This is a genomic window from Myxococcus sp. XM-1-1-1, from assembly GCF_020037095.1.
Lineage (GTDB): Bacteria > Myxococcota > Myxococcia > Myxococcales > Myxococcaceae > Myxococcus > Myxococcus fulvus.
On sequence record NZ_JAIQDH010000002.1, the window covers coordinates 828,627 to 852,883 of the forward strand.

Annotated in this window: 23 protein-coding genes; 15 read left to right on the forward strand and 8 right to left on the reverse strand. The window is 70.4% G+C overall.

The window, feature by feature from the left end:
• Positions 1–117: 117 nt before the first annotated feature.
• The 6 genes from K8640_RS07355 to K8640_RS07380 all read left to right on the forward strand — a co-directional run bounded on the left by K8640_RS07355 (position 118) and on the right by K8640_RS07380 (position 5,045).
• Complete coding sequence (locus K8640_RS07355) at positions 118–297, forward strand: hypothetical protein (RefSeq protein ID WP_223746410.1); 180 nt, start codon at positions 118–120, stop codon at positions 295–297.
• A gap of 48 nt (positions 298–345) precedes the next feature.
• Positions 346–891, forward strand: a complete 546-nt coding sequence (locus tag K8640_RS07360) for a GNAT family N-acetyltransferase (protein ID WP_223746411.1) — start codon at positions 346–348, stop codon at positions 889–891.
• Between the two features lie 45 nt (positions 892–936).
• On the forward strand, positions 937–3,333 hold the full coding sequence (locus K8640_RS07365) for a helix-hairpin-helix domain-containing protein (protein ID WP_223746412.1): 2,397 nt from the start codon (positions 937–939) through the stop codon (positions 3,331–3,333).
• 430 nt (positions 3,334–3,763) lie between these two features.
• On the forward strand, positions 3,764–4,183 hold the full coding sequence (locus K8640_RS43070; protein ID WP_223746481.1) for a DUF6438 domain-containing protein: 420 nt from the start codon (positions 3,764–3,766) through the stop codon (positions 4,181–4,183).
• A 62-nt stretch (positions 4,184–4,245) separates the two neighbouring features.
• Positions 4,246–4,680: a MarR family winged helix-turn-helix transcriptional regulator gene (locus K8640_RS07375; protein WP_223746413.1), complete on the forward strand. Its 435-nt coding sequence runs from the start codon at positions 4,246–4,248 to the stop codon at positions 4,678–4,680.
• Positions 4,677–5,045, forward strand: a complete 369-nt coding sequence (locus K8640_RS07380) for a VOC family protein (RefSeq protein ID WP_223746414.1) — start codon at positions 4,677–4,679, stop codon at positions 5,043–5,045. The genes K8640_RS07375 and K8640_RS07380 overlap by 4 nt, the downstream gene beginning before the upstream one ends.
• An 84-nt stretch (positions 5,046–5,129) precedes the next feature.
• Here the strand turns inward: K8640_RS07380 and K8640_RS07385 are convergent, their stop codons facing one another.
• The 3 genes from K8640_RS07385 to K8640_RS07395 all read right to left on the reverse strand — a co-directional run bounded on the left by K8640_RS07385 (position 5,130) and on the right by K8640_RS07395 (position 8,670).
• Positions 5,130–5,414, reverse strand: a complete 285-nt coding sequence (locus tag K8640_RS07385; RefSeq protein ID WP_223746415.1) for a hypothetical protein — start codon at positions 5,412–5,414, stop codon at positions 5,130–5,132.
• A 290-nt stretch (positions 5,415–5,704) separates the two neighbouring features.
• On the reverse strand, positions 5,705–6,823 hold the full coding sequence (locus K8640_RS07390) for a hypothetical protein (protein WP_223746416.1): 1,119 nt from the start codon (positions 6,821–6,823) through the stop codon (positions 5,705–5,707).
• Positions 6,823–8,670 carry an HSP90 family protein gene (locus tag K8640_RS07395; RefSeq protein WP_223746417.1) on the reverse strand — a complete coding sequence of 616 codons (1,848 nt, stop codon included), beginning with the start codon at positions 8,668–8,670 and terminating at the stop codon, positions 6,823–6,825. The genes K8640_RS07390 and K8640_RS07395 overlap by 1 nt, the downstream gene beginning before the upstream one ends.
• 216 nt (positions 8,671–8,886) lie before the next feature.
• Here K8640_RS07395 and K8640_RS07400 point away from each other — a divergent pair, with 216 nt between their 5' ends.
• The 4 genes from K8640_RS07400 (at position 8,887) to K8640_RS07415 (ending at position 14,533) form a co-directional block, all read left to right on the forward strand.
• A complete protein-coding gene (locus tag K8640_RS07400) occupies positions 8,887–9,732 on the forward strand; it encodes a metal-dependent hydrolase (RefSeq protein WP_223746418.1) in 846 nt (281 codons plus the stop codon).
• Between the two features lie 201 nt (positions 9,733–9,933).
• Positions 9,934–11,298: an LETM1 domain-containing protein gene (locus K8640_RS07405; protein ID WP_223746419.1), complete on the forward strand. Its 1,365-nt coding sequence runs from the start codon at positions 9,934–9,936 to the stop codon at positions 11,296–11,298.
• 136 nt (positions 11,299–11,434) lie between these two features.
• On the forward strand, positions 11,435–12,124 hold the full coding sequence (locus tag K8640_RS07410) for a dienelactone hydrolase family protein (RefSeq protein ID WP_223746420.1): 690 nt from the start codon (positions 11,435–11,437) through the stop codon (positions 12,122–12,124).
• A 297-nt stretch (positions 12,125–12,421) separates the two neighbouring features.
• Entirely contained in the window at positions 12,422–14,533 is a 2,112-nt protein-coding gene (locus tag K8640_RS07415) for an FUSC family protein (protein ID WP_223746421.1), read from the forward strand.
• A gap of 9 nt (positions 14,534–14,542) precedes the next feature.
• Here K8640_RS07415 and K8640_RS07420 read toward each other — a convergent pair whose 3' ends face one another.
• Positions 14,543–16,135, reverse strand: coding sequence for a HEAT repeat domain-containing protein (locus tag K8640_RS07420; protein ID WP_223746422.1), 1,593 nt, complete (start codon positions 16,133–16,135; stop codon positions 14,543–14,545).
• 107 nt (positions 16,136–16,242) lie between these two features.
• Between K8640_RS07420 and K8640_RS07425 the strand changes: the two genes are divergently transcribed.
• The 4 genes from K8640_RS07425 to rsmB are packed head-to-tail and all read left to right on the forward strand — an operon-like array spanning position 16,243 to position 20,177.
• The gene (locus tag K8640_RS07425; protein WP_046711492.1) at positions 16,243–16,824 is read left to right on the forward strand and encodes a hypothetical protein; all 582 of its coding nucleotides are present in this window, start codon (positions 16,243–16,245) and stop codon (positions 16,822–16,824) included.
• A gap of 28 nt (positions 16,825–16,852) precedes the next feature.
• Entirely contained in the window at positions 16,853–17,788 is a 936-nt protein-coding gene (gene fmt, locus K8640_RS07430) for a methionyl-tRNA formyltransferase (RefSeq protein ID WP_074949816.1), read from the forward strand.
• A gap of 41 nt (positions 17,789–17,829) precedes the next feature.
• A complete protein-coding gene (locus tag K8640_RS07435; RefSeq protein ID WP_223746423.1) occupies positions 17,830–18,864 on the forward strand; it encodes a type II 3-dehydroquinate dehydratase in 1,035 nt (344 codons plus the stop codon).
• Positions 18,861–20,177 carry a 16S rRNA (cytosine(967)-C(5))-methyltransferase RsmB gene (rsmB, locus tag K8640_RS07440; RefSeq protein WP_223746424.1) on the forward strand — a complete coding sequence of 439 codons (1,317 nt, stop codon included), beginning with the start codon at positions 18,861–18,863 and terminating at the stop codon, positions 20,175–20,177. The genes K8640_RS07435 and rsmB overlap by 4 nt, the downstream gene beginning before the upstream one ends.
• A gap of 7 nt (positions 20,178–20,184) precedes the next feature.
• Here the strand turns inward: rsmB and K8640_RS07445 are convergent, their stop codons facing one another.
• Complete coding sequence (locus K8640_RS07445) at positions 20,185–21,090, reverse strand: LysR family transcriptional regulator (protein ID WP_046711496.1); 906 nt, start codon at positions 21,088–21,090, stop codon at positions 20,185–20,187.
• A 137-nt stretch (positions 21,091–21,227) separates the two neighbouring features.
• The gene (locus tag K8640_RS07450) at positions 21,228–21,599 is read right to left on the reverse strand and encodes a hypothetical protein (protein ID WP_223746425.1); all 372 of its coding nucleotides are present in this window, start codon (positions 21,597–21,599) and stop codon (positions 21,228–21,230) included.
• Here K8640_RS07450 and K8640_RS07455 point away from each other — a divergent pair.
• A complete protein-coding gene (locus K8640_RS07455) occupies positions 21,598–22,695 on the forward strand; it encodes an MJ1255/VC2487 family glycosyltransferase (RefSeq protein ID WP_223746426.1) in 1,098 nt (365 codons plus the stop codon). The genes K8640_RS07450 and K8640_RS07455 overlap by 2 nt on opposite strands.
• A 20-nt stretch (positions 22,696–22,715) precedes the next feature.
• Here the strand turns inward: K8640_RS07455 and K8640_RS07460 are convergent, their stop codons facing one another.
• Entirely contained in the window at positions 22,716–23,765 is a 1,050-nt protein-coding gene (locus tag K8640_RS07460) for an SDR family oxidoreductase (RefSeq protein WP_223746427.1), read from the reverse strand.
• A 21-nt stretch (positions 23,766–23,786) separates the two neighbouring features.
• On the reverse strand, positions 23,787–24,257 hold the full coding sequence (locus K8640_RS07465; protein WP_141332529.1) for a TlpA disulfide reductase family protein: 471 nt from the start codon (positions 24,255–24,257) through the stop codon (positions 23,787–23,789).

A 24,257-nucleotide genomic window follows, 5' to 3' on the forward strand; every position in this document is an offset into this window, starting at 1 on the left:
GGGATTGGAAAATTTCCTAGGGACTGGCGTTTTCCGTGAATTACCCTCGAGTCCTCCGTGTCGTCGTCCGGCACGGTGAGACACCTGGCGGGTTCACCTGGAAAGGAAGGCAGCACGATGAGCGCTCAGTCCCCGAAGAAGAAGCTGACCCTGAAGAAGGAGACGCTCCGCGCGCTCGAGACGGTGGAGCCGTCGCTGCTGGAGGGCGTCGTCGGTGGCGCGGGCCTGGGGCTCGAGAACGCCGTCACGCTGACCGCCACGCACGACCCCAGCCGCCTCACGCTGAAGACGCGCTGAGCTCCGCGGGAAGTGTCCCGCTCGCCGGAACGGGTTAGAAGTCCGGGCATGGTGACTGGCGCTGTGGCCTCGGACCTGTTGCTCGTTCCGGCGCATCCCGAGCACGTGGACTTCTGGCTGGCGCTGCGCGCCGAGGCCGGAGCCCGGCGCTACGTGGACACGGAGGACGACTCGCGGGAGGTGCTGGTGAAGCGCATCCTGGAGGCGGGCACGCTGGAGGAGCCCCGCGCGAAGGGGTTCCGCTGGTTCGTGCGCCTGGGGGACGCGTGGGTGGGCACGGTGTCCGCGCGCGACGTGTCCCGGGAGCACGGGCGCCTGCAGATTGGCTACATGATGGCGGAGGCGTACCACGGGCGCGGGCTGGGCTCGCGCGCGGTGGGGATGATGCTGGAGCGCCTGTTCACGCTGCCGTTCCTGCACCGGGTGTGGCTGACGACGCTGTCGGAGAACCTGGGCTCCCAGGGCGTGGCGCGCAAGCTGGGCTTCTCGCTGGAGGGGACGATGCGGGGGCACAGCGTCCTGCGGGGGGAGCGCAAGGACCAGCAATTCTGGGGAATGTCGCGCAGTGACTGGGAGGCGCGCCGGCGCGGGTGACGCGCGCTGGGAGCCGTGTGGGGGGCGGGTTATAGAAGCGGCGTCATGCACGCCTACGCCGCTGAGCTGTCGCAGGAACTGGGGCTGAAGCCCGAGCAGGTGGACCGCACCCTGGCGCTGAACGCCGACGGAGCCACCGTCCCCTTCATCGCGCGCTATCGCAAGGAGGTCACCGGAGGGCTGGACGAGGTGCAGATCCAGACCATCCTGGACCGGGCCGGCGAGCGCGCCGAGCTGGACTCGCGTCGCGAGACGATTCTGCGCTCCGTGGAGGAGCAGGGGAAGCTGACGCCGGAGCTGGCGAAGGCGCTGAAGGCGGCGAAGACGCGCACCGAGCTGGAGGACCTCTACCTGCCGTACCGGCCCAAGCGCCGCACGCGCGCGGCGATTGCCCGGGAGCGCGGGCTGGAGCCGCTGGCGGACCTCCTGTGGAAGCAGGATGGCCGCAAGGGCGAGGCCGCGGACGCGAAGGTGCGGCCGTTCGTGAACGCGGAGAAGGAGGTGCCGGACCTGGCGGCGGCGCTGGCGGGGGCTCGGGACATCTGCGCGGAGCGGGTGAGCGAGGACGCGGGGCTGCGCCGCGAGTCGCGCGAGGTGTGCGCGAAGCGGGGCACGCTGCGCTCGGACGTGGTGCCGGCGAAGAAGGGCGAGCCCACCAAGTTCGAGAACTACTACGGCCACGAGGAGCCGCTGTCGCAGGCCCCGTCCCACCGCGTGCTGGCGCTCCTGCGGGGTGAGGAGGAGGGCGTGTTGAAGGTGCGGCTGAACCTGCCGGACGACGAGGTGAAGGCGCTGCTCGCGAGCCGGGTGGTGACGAAGCCGCAGGCGCTGTTCGCCTCGGAGCTGCGCGCGGCGGTGGAGGATGGGTGGGAGCGGCTGATGGGGCCGTCGCTGGAGTCGGAGCTGCGCGCGGAGCTGAAGGAGCGCGCGGACAAGGGGGCCATCGGTGTGTTCGGAGAGAACCTGCGGCACCTGTTGTTGACGGCGCCGGCGGGGGCTCGGGCGGTGCTGGCGTTGGACCCGGGGCTTCGCACCGGCATCAAGCTGGCGATGCTGGACAACACGGGGAGCGTGGCGGAGACGCTGACGCTGTACTCGGAGCGGAGCGCGGACGAGCGGGTGCGCGCGGCGAAGCTGTTGTCCGCGGTGGTGCAGAAGCACAAGCCGGAGCTCATCGCGGTGGGCAACGGGACGGGCAGCCGCGAGGCGGAGACCTTCGTTCGCGACACGCTGAAGGCGCTGGGCGTGCAGGTGCCGGTGGTGTCGGTGAGCGAGCAGGGTGCGTCCATCTACTCGGCGTCGGAGGTGGCGCGTGACGAGTTCCCGGAGATGGACGTCAGCCTGCGCGGCGCGGTGTCGATTGGGCGGCGGTTGCAGGACCCGCTGGCGGAGCTGGTGAAGATCGACCCGAAGAGCATCGGCGTGGGGCAGTACCAGCACGACGTGGACCAGGGGTTGTTGAAGAAGAAGCTGGGCGAGGTGGTGGACTCGTGTGTGAACGCGGTGGGCGTGGATGTGAACACCGCGTCGCCGCAGTTGCTCGAGCACGTGTCCGGCGTGGGGCCGTCTCTGGCGAAGAAGCTGGTGGCGCACCGGGCGTCGAAGGGGCGGTTCACCACGCGGCGGGAGCTGTTGAAGGTGAGCGGGCTGGGGCCCAAGACGTTCGAGCAGGCGGCGGGCTTCCTGCGCGTGCGAGGGCCGGAGCCGCTGGACGCGAGCGCGGTGCACCCGGAGCGGTACGCGGTGGTCGAGCGCATGGCGAAGGATTTGGGCGTGGAGGTGGGGGCGCTGGTGGGCAACGCGTCGCTGGTGCGGAAGATCGACCCCAAGAAGTACCTGGGCCCGGACCTGGGCGAGCTGACGTTGAAGGACATCCTGTCGGAGCTGGAGAAGCCGAGCCGGGACCCGCGTGGAGACTTCTCGGCGCCGACGATGCGTGATGATTTGCGCACGCTGGAGGACGTGAAGGAGGGGATGGTGTTGCAGGGCGTGGTGACGAACGTCACGGCCTTCGGCGCGTTCGTGGACGTGGGCGTGCACCAGGATGGACTGGTGCATGTGTCGCAAATCTCGACGAAGTTCGTGAAGGACCCGTCCGAGGTGGTGAAGGTCGGGGACCGTTTGACGGTGCGCGTGCTCAGCGTGGACTTGCAGCGCAAGCGCTTGGCGTTGTCGGTGCGCGCGGCACAGGAGGGCGGGGCGGCGCAGCCTTCGGGCCGGCCCGCGGTGGGTGGGGCTTCTGGGGCGGGGCGGATGACGGAGCGGGGTGGGGCGGGGGCGCCTCGGCCCAGTGGCGCGGGCACGGGTGGCAAGGGCTCGTCGGGCGCACGCCCCGGAGGGCCGCAAGGCGCGGGCTCGTCGTCAGGTGGCCAGCGTCCGGGTGGCGGCGACAAGAAGGGCCCGGAGCCATTCAACAATCCGTTCGCGAAGCTGAAGCGCTGATGTGGAACCCAGCCGATGGCGCGTGTGCTCACCCGGTGAGTGCCCGCGTCATCGGATGACTCGACGTTTCGAAACAGGGCCCTCGGGGGCGCCTCCATGGCCCCTCAGTCGCGCTTGTCGAGGACTCACCTTTTCCGCGCAAAGGCATGCTTCACACATCGCTCACGCATGAAATCTTCATGATGTGTGGCGGATGGCGCGACAGGTGAAGCCCCCTCGTAGTCTGCGGGACATGTCTTCGACACACGCGAGTAGGTTCTCCTTCATGGCTCGTCCGCATCCATGGACGCTGCGCTCATTGGGCATGTCGATGGGGTGTGTACTCCTGATGCTGGGGTGCGGTGGAAGCCGGAGTGGAGCGGCGACACCTTCGTCACCACAGCGTGCCGACGTGCGAACAGCACCTGAAGACCCAGGGCTTGTCGTCGAGATGCGACGGACGGGGTGTGACGGGGTTTGCCCTCACTACAGTCTCTCCATCCATGGCGATGGGCGGGTGGTCTACGCATGTGAATTCCATGTGAAGGTCCGAGGCAGGCGAGAGTCTCGCCTGACGCCCGAACAACTGGCGCGATTGAGACGAACCCTCGCCGAGCATGTGAAGACCGAGGTCATCTACGGCGAGCGCGAGCGGGATTGGTATACGTGCCCCCACAGAGGCCTGGGCCTCGGGGGGGTGGTGCTCCTGGCTCCGGAGGTGGGGGTGTCCGAGCCCATCTGCTATGTGAATTATGTCTTCCTCCGAGCCCCCCCCTTGTTGGGTGGGGTCGACTACCTGATTGAAGAGCTTGTCGGCAGCCACCGTTGGGCGGGGTGCGCTGCCGACTTGAAGGGATTCGGCGGGTGTTGAGGCCAGCTCCAGGGCCTGCTTCATTTGCGAATTTGATTCATGCGCGTTAACTATATGGGCGCATGAACCAACGGCTCGGCCGCCTCCTCGAATCCTTCCTGGGCCACGTGTCGCACTCGCGTGGCCAGGTGCTCTCGCTCCTCTCGGAGCACGGCGTCACGGCCGACCAGGGCATCCTGCTGCGCCACGTGCGCGAGCAGCCGGGCGAGCCCCTGTCGAGCCTCGCGGAGCGGATGGGGCTCTCCCTGCCCTCGGTGAGTCAGATGGCCGAGCGCCTGGTGAGGCTCGGCTATGTGACGCGGCGGGAGGATCCGGAGGACCGCCGGCGCAAGTCGCTCCAGGTGACTCCGAAGGCGAGCCGCTTCCTCGCCGCATTCAAGAAGGTGCGCGCCGAGGAGCTCGCCCTGGGCTCCGCTCGCCTCTCGGAGCCCACGAAGCAGCGGCTGGTGTCCGCGCTCGAAGCCGCCCTCACAGAGCTCGAAGGAGAACCAACATGATGCAGCTGGACCACCTGGCCGTGGACGCACGCGACGTCGACGCGTCCTCCCGATTCCTCGCGCGGATCCTGGGCGCGCAGGCCCCCGTCCCCGAGGGCGCCGATGACGACATGCGGCGCATCGACCTGGACCACGGGTGCTTCGTCCTGTTCTCGGCCTCGTCCGAGCCGCGCTTCTCGCACGTGGCCTTCCGCGTCGACGCGAAGCGATTCGCGGAGGTCGTGGAGCGGCTCCAGGCCGAGCGCGTCCCCTTCGGCAATGACCACTTCGACACGGCGAACGGGCAGACCCAGGACCCCCTCGGTGGCGCGGGCCGCGTGTACTTCAATGACAGCAATGGCCACCTGTGGGAGGTGACGTGCTGAGCCCAGGCCCGTGCGCCACACCCCACCACTGAAACGTGGTGGGGCATGACGTCTGTTCATGTGCGGCGAAGCAATGACTGACGACTAGTAGCCCCAGCAGGCGCCGTTGTGGCCGTTGTAGCCAAGGGACCGGCAGAAATCGAACGCCGCCGAGGCGCAGTTGCCATAGCCCACCACGGAGACGTGGCCGACGACGTACCAATAGCTGACGGAGTCGTTGCACTCGGCCAGACAGTAGTTGTTGCCGTCATAGCCGGTACACGTGGCGAACGCGCTGACCCGGCCGTCCTCGGACGACGTGTCGGGCGAAACCTGCTCCTCGGCGGGCGGCGTGACGGGCTCCGTCGCGCCACCCTCGTCCAACTCCATACCGCCACCACAAGCCGTTGCGACCACTGCGAACATCGTCAGAAGGGAGTGCCTCGCGAGATGCATGGTGGGTCCTGTCTGGCTTCGAGTGTCCGTGCGAATGGCAGACATCCGCCGGGAGCGCCTGGGATGGGCGCAGGACCCTTGTAAGGGAAGTCCATCCGGCCAGGGTATGGGCTGTGTCTGGATTGCCGGCTGCTTCACAGACACCGCGAGACAAACGCAGGATTCCAATCAATCCCTGGTGGATTCCCACGAGGCCGTGATGACCCCGTGGGCGCCTCTCACCATCAATCGAGCGGGAACTCGCGCACTTCCTCGGTGAGCCGCTGGATGCGCGCGAGCCTGCGCGCGTAGCGGTCCGTGCCGTTGCGCGTGTCGAACCGCGTGGCGATGGCCTGGGCCTGCTGGCGCATCCACGCGTGCAGCGCCTTCACCTCGTAGCCGCCGTCCGCTCGGTGCTCGGGGAACGACTTCGTCAGGCGCAGGCTCACCACGTCCCGGTCTCCCGCCGCCAGCACGCGCTCCAGCAGGAACGTCGCCGCGACCAGGAAGATGAACCGGTCATTGTAGCTGCCGTGGTCCAGCGTCCACTCCAGGTGCTTCTCCAGCACCGTCAGCCCTCGCGCCAGGTTGCCCGTCAGCGTCAGGAACTCCAGGTGGTCTCCCACCGTGGCCAGGAAGTCGCGGTTCTTCGACGTCAGCGCGTAGCCACGCCGGTGCAGCTCCGCCGCGCGCTCCAGCTCCCCCAGCTTGAACAGGGGATAGAGCAGCGTGCCCAGCGTCAGGTGCGGAATCTCCGCGCACTTCACCCGCCCGTCCAGGATGGGCTTCGCCTTGCGCAGCGCCTGCTCCCACTCGCCCTTCTCCACGTGGTGGTCCAGCTCGTCGTCCAGCTCACATGCCCGGCAGTCCGTCAGGTGGTCCCGGGGCGCCGCGAGCCACGCCTCCCACAGCCGGTCCACCTCCGCCGCGTCATCCCCCATGTCCCGCGCGGCCTGGTAGCGCAGCTTCAGCACCGAGCGCTTGCCCGCGTCCACCTTGGTGAAGCACTGCTCGATGTCGTCCAGCGCGTCGACGATCTGCTTGCGGGAGATGTGCGGGAACTCCTTGATGCGCCCCACCACCCACTTCTGCTTCCAGAGCATCGCCTCCGGGTCGAAGCGCTCCGGGTCCTTCTTCTGCTGACCCCGGCACCACGCGAAGGCCACCAGCGCCTTGTCCGGGTAGCCACCGAAGGTCGCCGCGTCGATGAGGTCGTCGCGCAGCTCGTAGCCCAGCTGCACGTCGCCGTGCGAGTCGGCCATCCGCACCGCTTCCTCCAGCAGCCGCACCTTGCTCTCGCTGGAGCGCTGCCGGCTCGCCCTGTCCCAGAGCGCCTGGGCCTCCTCGCGCCAGTCCGTCGACATCAGTGCAGCCCTCCCGAGCTTCCGCCTCCGTCTCCCTCTCCGCCACCCGTGCCCAACTGCGCGGAGATGAGCCCCAACAGTCCCTGGTTCAGCAGCGTCATCTCCTGCGCGTTCAGCGGGTGCTGCCCGAGCAGCAACGCCTGCACGTAGAGCATCTCCACCGACAGCTTCATCATGTTCCGGTCCGACACCGCCGCCAGCCGCCGCACCACCGGATTGTGCAGGTTGAAGCACAGCTGCACCGGCTCGCCGCCCGCGGCGGCCATGACGCCCTCCAGCACGCTGGCGTACAAGTCGTCGGACTCGTCACGGGCCCGCTCGGCGTCGCGCCGGAACGAGCCCTCCTCGTCCGAGCTGTAGAGCGTGGGCACTTCGGCCGGGAAGAACTTCTTCACCGCCACGCCGCAGTGGAACGGCGCCAGCACCTGCTCGGCCGTGCGCAACAGCGGGAACACCGCGTCGCGCTCGTCCATCGTCAGCTCCTCGAAGCTCTGCGGTAGGTCGGACGAGGAGAACGGCTCCACCTGCGCGTCCTGGATGACGTGCGGCAGTTTCTCCAGCAGCGCCGCGTCGTGCGTGTAGGCCGCGTTGATGATGCACAGCCCCTGCGCGCCCGCCACCCGCGCCACCTGCCGGAAGCCATCCAGCGTGGACGTGTAGCGCACCACCGGGTATGCCCGGCGGTACTCCGAGAGCGTCGTCACGCCCAGCGACGTCTCGAACGGCAGCCACCCGATGACCAGCCGGTAGAAGTCGTCGTCGTCCAGCGCCAGCGCCTTGACGCTCAACCCGTGCAGGCCGATGAGCCGCTGGAGCGCGCGCGGGTCCTCGTGCGCCAGGTCCATCAGGTACTTGCGCAGCCCCTGTCCCAGCGCCACGCGGGCCTGGGCGAGCGAGTCATCCTCGTAGAACGACTCGCGGCTGGCGGTGGGCCTGAGCGCGTTGGCGTTCACCACGCACTTCACGAAGAAGGCCCACTCCGGCAGCAGATTCTCCGCGCTCTCCGACAGCAGCATGTGCTTCAGGTACACGCGGTGCTTCTGCTTCGCATTGAAGTGCGGCGACGCCGGCAGCACGAAGGCCACCCCGTCCACGTCGCCTGCCTCGGAGCGCAGCGGGATGCAGTCGATGAAGTCCGTCTCGAAGACCTCGCGCCCGTAGTCGAGCAGCGCCTTGCGACGCTCGGCCGCGCTCGCGTACTCGCGCCGCCACGGCGGCCCGTCGGCGTCCAGCCGCTCCACCTCGCCGCCCACCGACAGCTGGATGGGGAAGGGCAGCAGGCCGCCGTAGTGCCGCGCCAGCTGCCGCACCCGCTCCACCGCGAACCACTCCGCCATGTCCGCGCGCGCCACCAGGAACACCTGCGTGCCCGGCTTGTCCAAGGGATGCGCGGACTCCTGGACCGCGTAGGTGCCGTCGTGCCGGCCGCGCCACTCCAGCGTCCGCCCGTCCCCGCGTGCCGAGCGCGTCACGAGCAGCAGCTCGTCACACACCATGAAGCACGACAGCAGGCCGATGCCGAACTGGCCGATGAAGTCCTTGCGGCGGGCCTCCAGGGCCTCGCGCTTGGAGGACTCGCCGATGGTGGCCAGGAAGCGGTGGATCTCCTCCTCCGTCAGGCCCACCCCGTCGTCGCTGAAGACCAGGGTGGGGGGGCCTCCGTCCTGCTTCTCCACCAGCTCCAGACGCACGGTGCCGGTGTGGGAGGGCTCCAGGTGCTGGCGGGCCCGGATGGCGTCGGTGGCGTTCTGGAGCAGCTCTCGGAGGTAGACGCCGGGGGAGCTGTACAGATGGTGGGACAGGAGGTCGATGACCCCACGGAGGCTGACTTGGAATCGGTGGTCCACGCTGGGTCCACCATCCTTCCCGGAGGGCGTCATGTCGACCGTTCTTTCGAGATTGCGGCCTTCGCGCCGCCGGGGCATCTGTCCGCCCCGGGGCAGGCGATGTGCGCAGGCCCTTGATTGGCCGCCCGGACAGTGCCAAGCGGCGGCCCGGCCGGGGGTGTGCCCTCGTGGCAACCCGGCGACACGTCGAGACTTTCGACCCGAGAGAGGACAACCATGCGGAACGAGCTCAGGGCAGTCGCGGTGGGGGCGCTGTTGACCTTCGGTGGCACGGCCATGGCGCAGGACGCCGCCACGCCCCCGGCGGCCCCGGCCCCGAAGAAGGCGGACGCCGCGAAGCCCGCGGCCACCAAGGGCAAGGTGGAGGTGACGTGGTGGGGCCACGCGGCCTTCGTGGTGCGCACCCCGGGCGGGGCGGTGATTGCCATCGACCCGTGGCTCACCAACCCGAAGGCGCCCAAGGACGCCCCGCAGCCGGAGGCGCTGGACGCCATCCTCCTCACCCACGGCCACTTCGACCACGTGGGCGAGGCCAAGGCGCTGGCGCAGAAGACGGGCGCCAAGGTGTTCGGCTCGTTCGAGCTGGTGAACCAGCTGGGCCTGCCAGAGACGCAGGCGGTGGGCGCCAACGCGGGCGGGACGTTCCAGGTGAAGGACGTCACGCTGCACCTGGTGGAGGCGGTGCACTCCAGCAGCTACCAGGCGGACCCCAAGGCCCCGGCGCAGTACGCGGGCGCGCCGCTGGGCTACGTGCTGAAGGTCGACAAGGGGCCCACGCTGTACCACGCGGGTGACACGGGCGCGTTCGAGTCCATGTCGCTCATCGCCACCCAGTTCAAGCCCACGGTGGCGATGCTGCCCATCGGCGGGCACTTCACCATGGGGCCCGCGGAGGCGGCGCAGGCAGCGCGGCTGCTGAAGGTGCAGAGCATCGTCCCCATGCACTTCGGCACCTTCCCGCTCCTGCAGGGCACGCCCGATGCGCTGCGTGGCGAGCTGAAGAAGACGCGCCCGGGCACGAAGGTGCTGGAGCTGGAGCCGGGCAAGTCCACGGCGCTGTAGGCCCGGGTCTGCGTCCGGGGTGGGACTCTTCCGGCGCCGTAGAAGTCTGGGTTCTGGAGGGGCTGACTCCGGGCGGTCGAATCTCCCGAAGGCCGGGTGGCGTCGCGGAGGCCCCCTGGGTTACATCCGGCGGACCGTCTCCAGGCGTCCGTCGGCGGGTCCGGGGGTGTTCCGGTGTTGGATTTCAGCAAGGCGGGGTGGTTGACCCCGCTCCTCAACGAGGCGGTCGCGGCCCATCTGGGGTCGCCCGCTCCGGAGGAGAGCGCCTTGCGGCTGGGGCCCGGGCGTGCCCGGGCTCGGGCGTATCTGCGGCGCACCCTGCGCGCCAGCGGGTTGTTGTACGGCACTCCCGCGGACGCGCCCACGGCGCTGGACGCGATGCCGGACACCGAGTTCCAGGCGCAGGCGCTGGAGGACCAGCTCTTCCACGCGGTGCTGCGCACGCTGGCGGCGCTCGCGCTGGAGCTGGCGCGGCAGGTGGGCGCGCCCGAGGGGCGCCGGGTGGAGCAGCTGCTGGTGCTCTTCTGCGTGCTGGGCGGGGAGCTGGTGCTGGCGGAGGTGCTGGCGGAGCAGCTGGCCCAGGGCACGCCGGTGACGAAGCGGCAGGTGGCCAAGGTGGAGATGGCGCTGCGCAAGCGCGAGCCCACGCTGGCCGGTGACCCCGTGTACGGGCTGGTGCTGCACAACGGCGCGCAGTACGCGGACGCGCAGCTGTTCTGTCGGCAGGCCATCGACTACTTCGCGAGCGGGCGCTTGTCGCGCGAGCAGACGCGGCGGCGGCTGGACTTCGCGTCGAAGCAGAAGGCGCTGCTGGTGGAGGTGCTGACGGGGCTGGCGTGCGTGGACCGGTTGCCGGGGACGCCCGCGCGGCGGGCCATCCTCAAGCAGGTGGAGGACCTGCGGCTGCCGGCGGCGATGGCGTCCGAGCTGAAGTCAGCGGTGAAGCAGTCCTTCGAGCGGCGGCGCTCGGTGCGGGACGTGGTGCGCCAGGTGCGCAGCGTGGACATGCGCCACTTCCTGCTGGAGCAGACGCTGCTGGCGGCGCTGGTGGACGGGCGGCGCACGCGGCGGGAGCGGGCCTTCATCGACACGCTGGCAGACGCGCTGCACGTGTCGAAGGAGGAGCTGCATCGGCTGGAGCTGGAGATGGCGGAGTTCTACGCGCGCCATCGCTCCATCGTGGATGTGTTCACGGTGCGGGACGCGGCCAGCGCCATGGGTGACGACATGGTGGCCGGCATGCAGGAGACGCTGGAGAAGAACTTCTACCGGCTGATGCAGGAGGTCCGCGAGACGGGGGACCTGGCGGTGCTGGTGGCGAAGGTGGCGCGGCGTCAGAAGCTCACGGAGGACGAGCGGCAGCGCATGCGCGCGCAGCTCATCGACGTGGCGAAGGCGATTCCGGCGCTCGCCATCTTCGCGGCGCCCGGTGGGTTGCTGCTGCTGGCGGCGCTGGCCAAGTTGCTGCCGTTCAGCCTGTTGCCCAGCGCGTTCCAGGACGACGACGTGCCCGACGTGCTCCCCGACGATGTCGAGGACTTCGGCCCGGAGCGCGAGGCGGGGTGAGACGGGAGGTCGGCCGCTTGGATGTCGGCCTGCCCTGGCTCCTGGCGTGAAGGCGCTGCCATCGGCGCGGACGGTCCCCAGCTTCAGGGGGCGGACCGGGCCCGCGTGGCGCCCATTCCCCGCGGGAGGAAGGCCGATGCGCGTCCATCAGCGTGATGTGGAGGTCGGCGTCGCCGGACGCCTGCTCGCGGGGTTCCTGTGTGTCCCCGAGCGGGCGAGCGGCCTGGTGATGCTCGTGGGGGACGAGGAGCTGGCGAAGGACTCCTCCGTGCGCGAGGTGCTGCACGCGGCGGGGCTCGCGACGCTGGGGCTCGACTGGCGCACCGCGGACGAGGAGCAGGCCGAGGACTGGACGGTGCGCGAGGGCGCGCACGTGGAGCTCATCGCGCATCGGCTGGAGGTGGCGCGCGACTGGTTGCAGCGTGACGACGTGTTGTCGCTGTTGCCCGTGGGGTTCCTGGGGATGGGGTTGGGCGCGGCCGCGGTGCTGGTGGCGGCGGCGCATCAACCTCGGGGGGTGCAGGCGGTCGTCACGCTGGGGGGAAGGCCGGACAAGGCGGGCTCGGTGGTGGCGGAGGTGCGCGTGCCCACGCTGGTGCTCGGGGCAGGGGAGGACGCGGACCGGGCGATGCTCGCGCGGCGGGTGTTCGACGGATTGGCGCCGGGGGTGCGCAAGGGGCTCCAGTTGGTCGAGGGCGCGAGCCGGCGGTTCGAGGAGGCGGAGCCACGGGCGCGCGCGGCGCGCATGGCGGCGGCGTGGTTCTCGGATTGCTTCCGCGCGGTCGCGGGGCCCGGGGTCGTCGAGTGGAGCGAGGGCACCGCGTGACCCCCTGCGAATGGCCTCTCTCGTCACATGTTGGACGAGCGGGGACACCGCGACCGCGGGAGGTTGGTGCTCTCGGCGCCATTCGGCCATGTCGGAGCCGGATGGGCGCGGGCGGCTTGAACGGAACGTGCGCTGGACCGCGCGGCGCGCGTCCGCATGGTGCGCCTCATCTCCGTGGCTTATCGATGCCTCACGTACGGCTCGATGGCGCTCGTCGCCTCGCATGGCGAGCGCCGCGCCCTGGCGTTACTCCGGTGCTGTGGCGTGGAGGGGCGTGATGAGGGAGTCGCGGGTTCCATGAATGTGTTCCGGCGCCACTTGGAGTCGTTCGTCCGGGTGGAGCCCGTGCGCCCCGCGCTCGGTGCGGGCCTGCGCGCGGCGCTCGCGGTGGGCCTGCCCATGGTGGTCGCCGCCACCCAGCACCTGCCCGCCGTGACGTGGGTGGGCATGGCGGGCCTCTTCGTCACGCTCGTGGACCGCGGCGGTCCCTACCGCGACAGGGCCATCAACATGGGCGCGATGACGCTCCTGGGCGCAGTGATGGGGCTCGTGTCCGCGCTGCAGCTCCCCGACTGGGCCGATGTCCTGCTCACCCTCGCCTGGGTGACGGCGTGCGGCTTCGCGCGCTCCTATGGCGACACCCCCGGACTCATGGGCGTGGTGCTCGCCAACTACACGGTGGTCTCACTGGCGCTGCCCGCGCAGGGCTTCGCCGACGCGCTGTCCCGCTCCGGGTTGTTCATCCTCGGTGGCCTGTGGGCCATGATGCTCGCGCTGGTGCTCTGGCCGCTGCGCCCCTATCGCCCCGCGCGCCTCGCCATCTCCCGCTGCTACCGCGCGCTGGCCTCCCGCGCCGAGGAGGTCGGTCGCTGGCCACTCGAGGGTCCGCCTCCCCCCGCCAACCTGGTGGAGGTCGTCGACTGGGAGTCGCGCGTGCGCATGTCGCTCGAGGACGCGCGAAGCGTGCTGGCCTCCACCCGCCGCAACCGCGCGGGTGAGAGCAACCGGGGTGAGCACCTGCTCGTGTTGCTCGAAGGCGCGGACGCGCTGCTCGCGATGCTGGTCGCGCTGCCGGAGACCCTGGAGCTCGCGCCCCGCGAGCCTCGCTTCCACGCCCTGCGCGCCGAGATTCAGCGAGCGCTCGCGGACCACTCGCGGGACCTCCTGCACATCGCCCGCGCGCTGGAACAGGAGAAGCGCGAGGTGGAGCCCTCGGTCTGGAGCACGGACCGGGTCCGTCGCGCGCTCGCGTCCCTTGTCACCGAGGGCCGGTTGCCCGACTCCGCGCGCGCCGCGTACTCACATGCGGAGGCCCTGCTGGTCCGTCTGCGCGAATACTCGGAGGCCCTGCTGGAGGTGGCCAACCACCTGGAGGACGGCGGCCCCGTCGAGTCGGACCTGCCCATGGGGCCGCATCCCGCGTCGGCGCGGAGCCGTCCCCTGCTCGAGCCCCTGCGCGACAACTGGGGCACCGACTCCGTCATCTTCCGCCACGCGATTCGCCTGGGCATCACCGCCGCGCTCGCCACCGCGCTCGTGCGCGGACTCGGGCTGAATCACGGCTATTGGGTCATCATCACCGTCATCGTCGTACTCCAGCCCTACTCGGGGATGACCTTCGAGCGCGGGGTGCAGCGCGCCGCGGGCACGCTGCTCGGTGGCGCGCTGGCGGCGGGGCTGGTGGCGCTCGTGAGGGACCCGGTGGTGCTGCTCGGCGCCATCATGGCGTTCTTCGCCGTGGCCATCGCCGTGAAGCCCATGAGCCTCGCGGCCTTCCAGGTGCTGCTCGCGCCCGCGCTGGTGCTGCTCGCGGAGATCCAGACCGGAGACTGGGAGCTGGCCGGAGTGCGCGTCATCAACACGCTGCTCGGCGGCGTGCTGGCCCTGGTGGGCGCGTGGCTCCTGTGGCCCAGCCCCGAGCACTCGCGCTTCCCGGAGGAGGTGGCCAACGCGCTGCGCGCCGACCGCGACTACCTGTTGAGCGTGGCCTCCGCGCGCTCGGACGCGGAGCCCCAGGTGCGCGAGGCGCGGCGCAAGCTGGGCCTCCAGTTGCTGTCCGCGGAGGCCTCCTTCCAGCGGCTGCTCTCCGAGTGGCGCGGCTCCTCACACCAGCTCGAGCCCGCCATGGCGCTGCTCGCGTATGCCCGGCGCTTCGGCTCGGCGGTGACGGCGCTCGCCGCCAGTCGGCAGGGGCGCAAGGACCTGGCGCCCGTCATTGGCTACGCGGGCAACGTGCTCGAGGACCTGGCGCTCGCCGTGGAGCACCGCCGCGCACCGTCCCCGCTGCCCCGGTCCGCGGCGCAGGAGGGCCTGGACGTGCTCTCCCGCACCCAGATGGACCGGCTGGTGCGTCAGCTCACCGTGCTTCACAAGGCCACTGTGCGCGCGGCGCCGCAGCTCACGGGGTGAGTCCTCGAATCAGGTCCGCTCGATGCGCGCCAGCAGCCGGCGCAGGTCCTCGTTGACGCTGGCGTACTGGGTGACGCCCTGCTCGGCCTGGAGCTGCTTGCGCAGGTCCGGCAGCGACGTCTCTCGCACCTTCTTCGCCGCGTCCTGCGAGCCGTCCACCAACCACCCCATGGCGAGGATGAGCGCCAGGCGAACCTCCGTGTCGCGCTCGGACAGCTTCGCGGCGAGCGCCGGCGCGTGCTCCGCCGAGCCAGCGCGCCCCACCTCCAGCGCCGCGCGCTCCATCATCGGCTTGGTCGCCTTGTCCATGCGCTGCACCCAGCAGCCCGCGTTGCCCGTGCACGCCTGACCCGCCTCCAGCAGCGCCGCGTGCGCGGTGATTTCATCCGCGCGCTTCTTGCCCAGCCCCGCCGCGTCCTCGCAGCCTTCCTCCTGCGTGGCCTTGCAGTCGGCCGCGGTGCGCGCCGGCTCACCGGTGGCCAGCTTCTGCAGGATGGGCTGCTCGCGTGCGTCACCCAACATCGCCAGCCCCTTCACCGCCACCTCGCGCGCATACCAGTCACCCGTGCCCGCGGCCTTCTCCAGCGCGGGCAGCGCGTCGCGACCGCCCAGTCGCACCAGCGCCTTCACGTACGCGTCGCGCACCGTGGGGTCGGTCTCCAGCACCAGCGTCGTCAGCGGCTTCACCGCCTCCGTCGCGCGCAGGCGGCCCAGCGCGTCCGCCGCCTGCATCCGCACCAGCGCCTGGATCTGCACGTCCGAGTGCGAGAACGACAGCAGCTTGAGCAGCGGCTCCACCGCGCGCTTCTCACGCAAATCCCCCAGCACCGTCGCCGCCTTCATCGGGTAGCTGGCCGGGTTGACGCCGTTCGTCTTCGCCCACGCGAGCAGCTCCGCGTCACGCCCCTCCAGCGCGGGCAGCAGCGCGTCCGCCGCGGGCTGGCCCAGCTGGAACAGCGCGAAGCTGCTCTCCACGTAGAAGGACTTGCCCTTGCGCTCCTTGGTCAGCATCCGGATGAGCGCCGGCGCCGCGCGGCCGTCACCGATGTGGCCCAGCGCCTCGATGGCCTTCTTGTTGAGGAACGGCTCCACGCCCTCGTCCGTGGCCAGGACGATGAGCGGCTCCACCGCCTCCTTCGCCTTCATGCTCCCCAGGACTTGAATGGCCTCGATGCGCGCGTACGTGTCCTTGGCCCTCAACAGCGGCACCAGCGCGGGCACGGCGCGCACGTCGCCGATGGCGCCCAGCGCCGTCACCATCGCCTTGTTCGCCAGCTGCGAGGACATGTCGCCCGCGGCCGGGTCGATGGCCGCCGACAGCGCCTCCACCGACGAGGCGTGGTGCACGTCGCCAATCGCGCGGGCCAGCGCCGCCTTCACCTCGGGCTTGCGCTCCTGCGAGAGCGCCTCGTGCAGCATGGGCAGGAAGCTCTCGTTGATCTTCGTCTTCGTCCGCATCGCCTCGATGAGGCGCACCCGGTCCTCGGCTCGCCGCGTCTGCTGGAGCGTCCCGGCCCAGTAGTCGGGCGAGTTCGGGTCCGACTTACAGGCGACAAAACAGAGAACAGCGGCAACACACCACGCTGCGAGGGGGCGGCTCATCGAGGCTCCTGGGCGTCGTCTGCGGGGTTGTCCTGTCGGCAGTCGTAAACCTCCTGTCACGAAGGAAGCAAACCACCCAGGTCACCTGGGGTACGCTGGTCAACGACATGTCCGACGACACTCACAAGGCGCCGCGCCCGGGCTACACCCGACGGACCTACCTGCTCGACCGGGAATTCCAGCTCAAGTACATCCTTCTGCTGGCTGGCATCGGTGCGGGCAGCGTGGCGGTGTTCGGAGCCCTGGCGTACCGGCTCCATGCCTCCTCGGTGGACTCCGGCGTGGAAGCGGGTGACTCCATCATGTGGCTCACCGTGCTGGGCTCGGTGGGGCTGGGGGCGCTGTTGGGCCTGTTCGGCCTGCTCTTCACCCATCGGGTGGCGGGCCCCGTCCATGTGATGAGCCTGTATGTCGCCGCGCTGGCCGCCGGGCGCTATCCCCGGCTGCGGCCCCTGCGCAAGAAGGACGAATTGAAGCGCTTCTTCGACCGCTTCAGCGAGGCGGTGGACCGCATCCGCCAGCGCGAGGCGGACGAGGCGCACGCCCTGGAGGGCGCCCTGGCCGCGTTGAAGCCGGTGGCCACCACCCCTGAGGCGCGCGAGGCGCTGGAAACCCTGTCCGCGCTGTGCACGCGCAAGCGTCAAGCAGTGGACAATCCCACCGCGAGCACCTTCAAGTCCGTGGCTTGAAGCCTGCCCCGAGGAGAGCCCGAACAACATGAGCAGACCCCGCATCGTCTTCATGGGCACGCCGGATTTCGCCGTGTCATCGCTCGAAGCCTGTTTCGACCTGGGCGACGTGGTCGCCGTCGTCACCCAGCCGGACAAGCCCAAGGGGCGCGGCAACACGGTGACGGCGCCGCCGGTGAAGGAGCTGGCCGTCGCGCGCGGCGTGCCCGTGTTCCAGCCGGCCAAGCTGCGCACGCCCCCGTTCGTCGAGGAGCTGCGCCGCTTCTCGCCGGATGTCTGCGTGGTGACGGCCTATGGCCGCATCCTCCCCAAGGACATCCTGGAGCTGCCGCCCAAGGGCTGCGTCAACGTGCACGGCTCGCTGTTGCCGCGCTTCCGGGGCGCCGCGCCCATCCAGTGGTCCATCGCGCACGGGGACACCGAGACGGGCGTGTCGCTGATGGTGATGGACGAGGGCCTGGACACCGGCCCCGTGCTCGCGATGAAGCGCCTGCCCATCGGCCCCGAGGACACGAGCGCCACCATGTACCCGAAGCTGGCCGCGCTGGGCGGCGAGGTGCTGCGCGAGTTCCTGCCGGCGTACCTGAGCGGGGCGCTCAAGCCGGTGCCCCAGCCCTCGGAGGGTGTGGTGCTGGCGCCCATCATCGAGAAGGAGGAGGGGAAGCTGGACTTCACCCGTCCCGCCATCGCGCTGGAGCGCAGGCTGCGCGCCTTCACGCCGTGGCCCGGGGCGTTCACCTCGATGGGCGGCAAGCTGGTGAAGGTGCACCGCGTGAAGGTGGCGCAGGGGAAGGGCGCGCCGGGCACGGTGTTGTCTGCGGGCGCGGAGGGCATCGAGGTGGCGTGCGGCGAGGGCTCGCTCGTGCTGCTGGACATCCAGTTGGAAGGCAAGCGGGTGATGAAGGCGGCGGAGTTCCTCACGGGCCACAAGCTGGCCGTGGGCAGCCAGCCGTTCGGCACCTAGTCGATGGCCACGACGAGACGGACTCTTTCGAGTACAGGCGCATGGGTATGAGACTGCTGGTGTTGCACGGGCCGAACCTGAACCTGCTGGGCGTGCGTGAGGGCGGGCGCGGGCTGTCGGACCTGGATGCCGCGCTGAAGGCGCGCGCGAAGTCGCTGGGGATGGAGCTGACCGTCCTCCAGTCCAACCACGAGGGCGCGCTGCTGGACGCGCTCGCCGCCCATCGTGAGAAGGTGGACGGCGTCCTCGTCAACCCGGCGGGCCTGTTCGGCTCCTACGCGCTCAAGGAGGGACTGGAGCTGGTGGGGCTGCCCGCCATCGAGGTCATGCTGCGGCCGCCCGCGCGCGAGTCCGTGGTGGCCGAGGCGTGTGTCCTCCAGGTGCACGGGGCCGGTGGCTTCGAGCCGTACCTGGAGGCGCTGGAGACCTTCGCCAGCGGCGTCTTCACGCCGGGGAGCGCGAGCAAGGCGCCCGATGGTGACGATGACCTCGTCCAGTCCCCGAGGAGGTCCAAGAGCGCGCCCGCGAAGGCGCTGGCGCTCGCTCCGAGCAAGACGCTGGGGCGCAAGGACTCGGAGGCGGATGCGCCCGCGTCGAAGAGCGGCAAGAGCCTTGGGCGCAAGGCCTCCTCGGACGAGGATGACGCTCCGGAGCCCAAGGGCGGCAAGACGCTCGGGCGAAAGGCGTCCTCGGACGAGGACGACGCGCCGGCCTCGAAGGGCGGCAAGACGCTCGGGCGCAAGGCATCCCCGTCGAAGGACGACGCCCCCGAGTCGAAGGGCGGCAAGACGCTGGGGCGGGGGACGAAGTCCGCCTCGGTGACGACGGACCTGCTCACGCGGGCGCTGGTGCACCAGAAGATCTCCGACCGGCTCGCGGGCCGGCTCACCGCCGCGGAGCTGGCCTCCTGGGCGCGCTCCCGCTATGAGGCCCTCCAGCGCGGACTGCCCGCGGAGCAGGGCCAGCGGGCCGTGCTCGAGGAGCAGCTCCAGCGCCTCACGCTGTCCCACCTTCCCTCGACGCGGCTCTCCGATGAGCAGCTCGTGGACCTGATGACCCGGCTCGACGAAGGATGAATCCCCGCGCTCTCGCCATCCTCGTGCTGGCGCGCGTCCGCGCAACGGACGCCTACCTCAACGTGGTGCTGGACACGATGCTGTCCGAGTCACCGCCCAAGGACCCGCGCGACGCGGGCCTCGCCACGGAGCTGACCTACGGCGCCACCCGCCGGCAGCTCGCGCTCGACTACGCCATCACCCGCTTCGCCGACCGCAAGCTGGACGCCATGGAGGACCGCGTGCTCGCGGCCCTGCGCATCGGCGCCTATCAAATCTTCCACACCCGCGTGCCCGCTCGCGCCGCGGTGGCGGAGACGGTGCAGGCGCTCAAGGAGGTCGGCCTCACCCGCGCGGCGGGCTTCACCAACGCCATCCTGCGCAAGCTCGCGGAGCTGCCTTCGCCGCCGCTGCCGTCGCCGTCCGACGTGGCCCACCACCTGTCCGTGCGCGAGAGCCATCCGCAGTGGCTGGTGGAGCGCTGGCTGCGCCAGTTCGGCCGCGAGCGCGCCGAGGCCATGCTGGTGGCCGACAACCAGTCCCCGCCCGTCGTCATCCGCGCCAACACCTCCAAGGTGACGCGCGACGCGCTGCTCACCCAGTTGCAGGAGGTGGGCGTCGACGCGAAGGCCGCCACCGTGTCCCCCGTGGGCATCATCCTGCCGCCGGTGGGCCGCGTGGAGGACGTCTACGGCTACTCGGAGGGCCTGTGGCAGGTGCAGGACGAGGCCGCCCAGCTCGTCGGCGTGTACGGCGCCATCCCCGCGTCCGCCCGCGTGCTGGACGCATGCGCCGCCCCCGGTGGCAAGTCCTGTCACCTGGCGCAGGAGCACGACGTCGTCGCGGTGGACCTGCACGCCCACAAGCTGAGGAAGATCGACGGCGAGGCGAAGCGCCTGGGCCTGACGTCGCGCTTGAAGGCCTACGCGCACGACGCGGCGGAGCCGTTCCCGGAGGCGTGGGGCGAGTTCCACGCGATGCTGGTGGACGCGCCGTGCTCGGGGCTGGGCACGCTGCGCCGTCACCCGGAGCTGCGCTACCGCCGCAAGGAGGAGGACCTCTCGCGGCTGGCCACGCTGCAGCGGCGCATCCTGGAGAACTGCCAGGAGTCGGTGCCGGCGGGCGGGCTGCTCGTCTACGCGGTGTGCACCATGGAGCCGCAGGAGGGGCAGGACCAGGTGGAGATGTTCCTGCGCAGCCACCCGGAGTGGACGGCGGAGCCGCCCGTGTTGCCGGGCCTCAAGCTGCCGCTCACCCAGGCCTACTTGAGGACCCTGCCGGGTCCGGAGGGCTTCGACGGGTTCTTCGCCGCGCGCCTCCGGAAGCTCTACTGAGAGACGCTCAGGCCTCCTCGGTGGCGGGCAGGTTCGCCGCCGCCTTGAAGGCCTCCAGCACCGCCGCCGAGGCGCGGTCCAGGTACTTGCCCTTGCGGATGAGCAGGCCGATGGGCCGCGACACGGGCCCCTCCGCGAAGGGCTTGGCCACCAGCGAGCCGCCCTTTACCTCGCCCTGCGCGGTGGACACCGGGAGGATGGCCACGCCCAGGCCCATCTCCACCGCCCGCTTGATGGTCTCCACGTTGTCCATCTCCATCACCGGGTTGATGTCGATGTTCTTCTCGCGGAAGAGCCGGTCCAGCGCTTTGCGCGTGGGCGCCTCGCGGTCGAACGCGATGAAGGGCACGCCCGACAGCGCCGTGAGGCTCACCTTCGCCTTGGAGGCGAACGCGTGGCCCGGCGCGCACACGACGGCCAGCTTGTCGTCGCGGAAGGGCAGGATGTCCACGCCCGCGCGCGGCTGCGGGTACGCGACGATGCCAATCTCCGCCGCGCCCAGAATCACGTCGTCGTAGACCTGGTCGTTGCGGCGGTAGTTCAGCCGCATGTTGACCTTGGGGTGCGCCTTGAGCAGCTGCTTCTGCACCGCGTTGAGCTCGTGCAGACCCACCGAGTAGATGGTGGACACGGTGCTCGTGCCGGCCACCTCCGTCGCCTGCTCGCGAATCTCCTGCTCCACCTCCGCGAAGCGGGCCAGAATCTCCTTGCAGCCGCGGAACAGCCGCTCACCCGCCGGCGTCGGCGTCACCTGCCGGGCGCTGCGCGACAGGAGCTTCTGCTCGTAGCGGTTCTCCAGCGCGCGAATCTGCTGGCTCACCGCCGACTGCGTGACGTGGTTGAGCTGCGCCGCTCGCGAGAAGGAGCCGGTCTCCACCACATCACAGAACATTTTCAGGGACTCGAGCTGCATGGCCGCTCCCTACTCCCGAACCTAATGGCCTGGCCACTATTAATTAGTCAGCCTACGTCACACCGCCAAATGAGCTAACCCTTCAAGTCGGCCGGCTGTCGGGCGAAAGAAGGACGAGGGCCCCGGAGGGCTGGTGCTCAGGGCGCCTGGGGCGGGACGGGCGGGCGACGACGCACCAGGACGAAGAGGGCGCTGCCCAGGGCGACGAGGGCGCCGCCCGCGAGGCTCTGGAAGCGGCCCAGCTCGTGCGTGGCCTGCTGGAGCAGCTCGCACTCGGGGCCGGACAGCCCCGCGCACTCCAGCGTGCCGAACAGTCCCCTGAGACCCGCGGCGAGGAGGCCCAGGCCCCCGAGGAGCAGCCCTCCGGCCAGCCCCAGCGCGGCGGCGCGCGGCAGCGAGGGCTTGGGAGGGGGCGGCGGAGCGGAGGGCATGGTGGGAGGGTAGCTATAGCCGCGAGCGGCGGGCGGGCTCAACGGGCGAGGGGCAGGCCGCGTATGCTCGCGCACCATGCGAATCCTCTACGGTGTCGTCGGCGAAGGCATGGGCCATGCGACGCGCTCACGCGTGCTCCTCGAGGAGCTCACGAAGAAGCACGAGGTCCACATCGTCGTCTCCGGGCGGGCCCAGGACTACCTGGCCAGGCGCTTCCAGAACGTGCACGGCATCTGGGGGTTGACCCTGGCGTACGAGGGCAACTCGGTGAAGAAGTGGCAGACGGTGCTGCAGAACCTCACCGGCGCGGTGAAGGGCTGGCCGCAGAACGTGCGCCAGTACTTCGAGCTGGTGGACGACTTCAAGCCCGACGTCGTCGTCAGCGACTTCGAGTCCTTCAGCTACCTGTTCGCGCGCACCCACCGGCTGCCCGTCATCAGCGTGGACAACATGCAGGTCATCAACCGCTGTCAGCACGAGCCGTCGCTGCTGGCCGGGTACGAGGACAGCTTCGAGACCTCGCGCGCCATCGTGAAGGCGAAGCTGCCGGGCGCCTTCCACTACCTGGTGACGACGTTCTTCTACCCGCCCGTGCGCAAGCGCCGCACCACGCTGGCCCCGTCGATCCTGCGGCCCGAAATCATCGAGGCGAGGTCGGAGCCCGGCGAGCACCTGCTCGTCTACCAGACGTCCACCACCAACACCGCGCTGCCGGACATCCTCAAGGCCGCGGGCATCCCCTGCCGCGTGTACGGGCTGCGAAGGGACCTCACCGAGGACCTGGTGGACGCCAACCTCACGTACCGGCCGTTCAGCGAGAAGGGCTTCATCGACGACTTGCGCACCTCCCGCGGCGTGGTCGCCAGCGGCGGCTTCACGCTGATGAGCGAGGCCGTCTACCTGCGCAAGCCCGTGCTGAGCATCCCGCTGGAGGGCCAGTTCGAGCAGATCATCAACGCCCTGTACCTGGAGAAGCTGGGGTACGGGATGTACGTGAAGACGCTGACGGTGGACGCGCTCAAGGAGTTCCTTTCGCGCGTGCCGCGCTGCCAGCAGGCGCTCCAGGGCTACGAGCAGGAGGGCAACACGAAGATGCTCACCGCGCTCGAGGAGCAGCTCGCCCTGGCGTACGAGCACCGGGGGCACTGGGCCATGGAGATGGCCCAGGACTGACGCCCCGCGCGGCGCCCCTGTCAGTGCAGGGGCACGTCCTGGTTGTTGTTGCGCTCCGCGGCCCTGCGCGACAGCTCGGTGAGCCAGGAGCGGGTGAGGGGCGTCTGGCTGTCGACGCCTCGGTGCGCGTCCTGGCTGCTGCTCTGCGGGAGCAGCCGGTTGGCCCAGGCGAGCAGCGTGGCGGTGAGCTCGGGCGCGAGCGCGCGGCCCACCGCGCCCAGCTTCGCGGCCGCGCCCACCAGCACCTCCGCGTCGCCCCGACGGCAGCCGTCCAGGATGATGCGCGCGGAGCGCTCGGCGCTCACGGAGACGCCGGGCAGCGAGTCGCTGATGGAGAACCACGCGTACTCCGCCTCGTGCTGGCCCTTGAAGCGCGCGTTGAGCGGGCTGCCGGTGCGCATGAGGCCCGGGCACACGGTGGTGACCCGGATGCCGTCCTGGCGCAGCTCCGCGCGCAGTCCATCCGACAGGCCCACCAGCGCGAACTTGCTGGCGGAGTAGGGCAACAGGTGCGGCACACTGAGCCTGCCGCCCACGGAGGCGATGTTGACGATGCGCCCCTCGCGCCGCTGCTTCATCGCGGGCAGCACCGCGAGCGTCGTGTACAGGGGGCCCCACAGGTGCGTGTCCACCGCGTCCTCGAAGTCCTCCACCGTCATGGACTCCATCGGCCCCACCTGGATGGTGCCCGCGTTGTTGATGAGCACGTCCACCGCGCCCCAGTGCTCCAGCACCGCGCCCACCATCGCCTCCACCTGCACGGAGTCGCGCACGTCGCACGGCAGCGCGAGCACCTCGCCGCCCTCGCGCTCCAGCTCCTCGAGCGCCCGCTCCAGGGACTGCGTGTCGCGGCCGCACAGCGCCACGCGCGCGCCCTCGCGCACCAGCTGGCGGCAGAGCACCAGCCCCAGCCCGCGCGAGCCGCCGGTGACGAGCACCGTGCGCCCCTCGAATGAATAGCGCGGGCGTCTGAGGAGCCCGCGCAGCCCCAGCGCCGCGCCGATGCCGGCCGCCGCCAGCGTGCCGGGGGTGAAGCGCGCCGCCGTCCTGTTCTTGCGCCAGTCCGCCATGAGGTGACCTCCGGGAAGCCTTCAGGGCGCGGGAGCCGCGGCCGAGGTGTCGTACTGGGTGAAGCGCTCGAGCAGCGGGCGCACGCGCCGGGCCGCGTCCTTGCCGCACAGGTGGTGGCGCAGCCGCCCGTCCGCGTCGAAGACGAGCCACGCGGGCGTCTGCTTCACGCCGTACGCGCGGGCCATGGAGCCGTCATCCACGGCGATGGGGTAGACCAGCCCGTGCTCGCGCGCGAAGGCCTCCACCGCGTTGGTGTCGCGCAGCTCGCTGGCGGAGTGGGTGACGTCCACGCCGATGACCTTCAGCCCGCGCGGACCGAACTCCGCGAGGAAGCGCTGCAGGGACGCGAAGTCGTTGGCGTCCGCGTCCTCGGCCAGCGAGAAGAAGTGGAGGAGCACCGGCAGCTCGTCCAGCTCCGAGACGTGGACGGGCGCGTTGATCCACCCGCCATCCGGGTCCAACAGGGTGAGGGGAATGTCATGCGTGGGCAT

Bases quoted from the DNA above. Each gene is read 5' to 3' on its own strand.
- K8640_RS07355 (WP_223746410.1), top strand. From the start codon at position 118: ATGAGCGCTCAGTCCCCGAAGAAGAAGCTGACCCTGAAGAAGGAGACG.
- K8640_RS07360 (WP_223746411.1), top strand. From the start codon at position 346: ATGGTGACTGGCGCTGTGGCCTCGGACCTGTTGCTCGTTCCGGCGCAT.
- K8640_RS07365 (WP_223746412.1), top strand. From the start codon at position 937: ATGCACGCCTACGCCGCTGAGCTGTCGCAGGAACTGGGGCTGAAGCCC.
- K8640_RS43070 (WP_223746481.1), top strand. From the start codon at position 3,764: ATGCGACGGACGGGGTGTGACGGGGTTTGCCCTCACTACAGTCTCTCC.
- K8640_RS07375 (WP_223746413.1), top strand. From the start codon at position 4,246: ATGAACCAACGGCTCGGCCGCCTCCTCGAATCCTTCCTGGGCCACGTG.
- K8640_RS07380 (WP_223746414.1), top strand. From the start codon at position 4,677: ATGATGCAGCTGGACCACCTGGCCGTGGACGCACGCGACGTCGACGCG.
- K8640_RS07385 (WP_223746415.1), bottom strand. From the start codon at position 5,414: ATGGAGTTGGACGAGGGTGGCGCGACGGAGCCCGTCACGCCGCCCGCC.
- K8640_RS07390 (WP_223746416.1), bottom strand. From the start codon at position 6,823: ATGTCGACGGACTGGCGCGAGGAGGCCCAGGCGCTCTGGGACAGGGCG.
- K8640_RS07400 (WP_223746418.1), top strand. From the start codon at position 8,887: ATGCGGAACGAGCTCAGGGCAGTCGCGGTGGGGGCGCTGTTGACCTTC.
- K8640_RS07410 (WP_223746420.1), top strand. From the start codon at position 11,435: ATGCGCGTCCATCAGCGTGATGTGGAGGTCGGCGTCGCCGGACGCCTG.
- K8640_RS07415 (WP_223746421.1), top strand. From the start codon at position 12,422: ATGAATGTGTTCCGGCGCCACTTGGAGTCGTTCGTCCGGGTGGAGCCC.
- K8640_RS07420 (WP_223746422.1), bottom strand. From the start codon at position 16,135: ATGAGCCGCCCCCTCGCAGCGTGGTGTGTTGCCGCTGTTCTCTGTTTT.
- K8640_RS07425 (WP_046711492.1), top strand. From the start codon at position 16,243: ATGTCCGACGACACTCACAAGGCGCCGCGCCCGGGCTACACCCGACGG.
- fmt (WP_074949816.1), top strand. From the start codon at position 16,853: ATGAGCAGACCCCGCATCGTCTTCATGGGCACGCCGGATTTCGCCGTG.
- K8640_RS07435 (WP_223746423.1), top strand. From the start codon at position 17,830: ATGGGTATGAGACTGCTGGTGTTGCACGGGCCGAACCTGAACCTGCTG.
- rsmB (WP_223746424.1), top strand. From the start codon at position 18,861: ATGAATCCCCGCGCTCTCGCCATCCTCGTGCTGGCGCGCGTCCGCGCA.
- K8640_RS07445 (WP_046711496.1), bottom strand. From the start codon at position 21,090: ATGCAGCTCGAGTCCCTGAAAATGTTCTGTGATGTGGTGGAGACCGGC.
- K8640_RS07455 (WP_223746426.1), top strand. From the start codon at position 21,598: ATGCGAATCCTCTACGGTGTCGTCGGCGAAGGCATGGGCCATGCGACG.
- K8640_RS07450 (WP_223746425.1), bottom strand. From the start codon at position 21,599: ATGGTGCGCGAGCATACGCGGCCTGCCCCTCGCCCGTTGAGCCCGCCC.
- K8640_RS07460 (WP_223746427.1), bottom strand. From the start codon at position 23,765: ATGGCGGACTGGCGCAAGAACAGGACGGCGGCGCGCTTCACCCCCGGC.
- K8640_RS07465 (WP_141332529.1), bottom strand. From the start codon at position 24,257: ATGCCCACGCATGACATTCCCCTCACCCTGTTGGACCCGGATGGCGGG.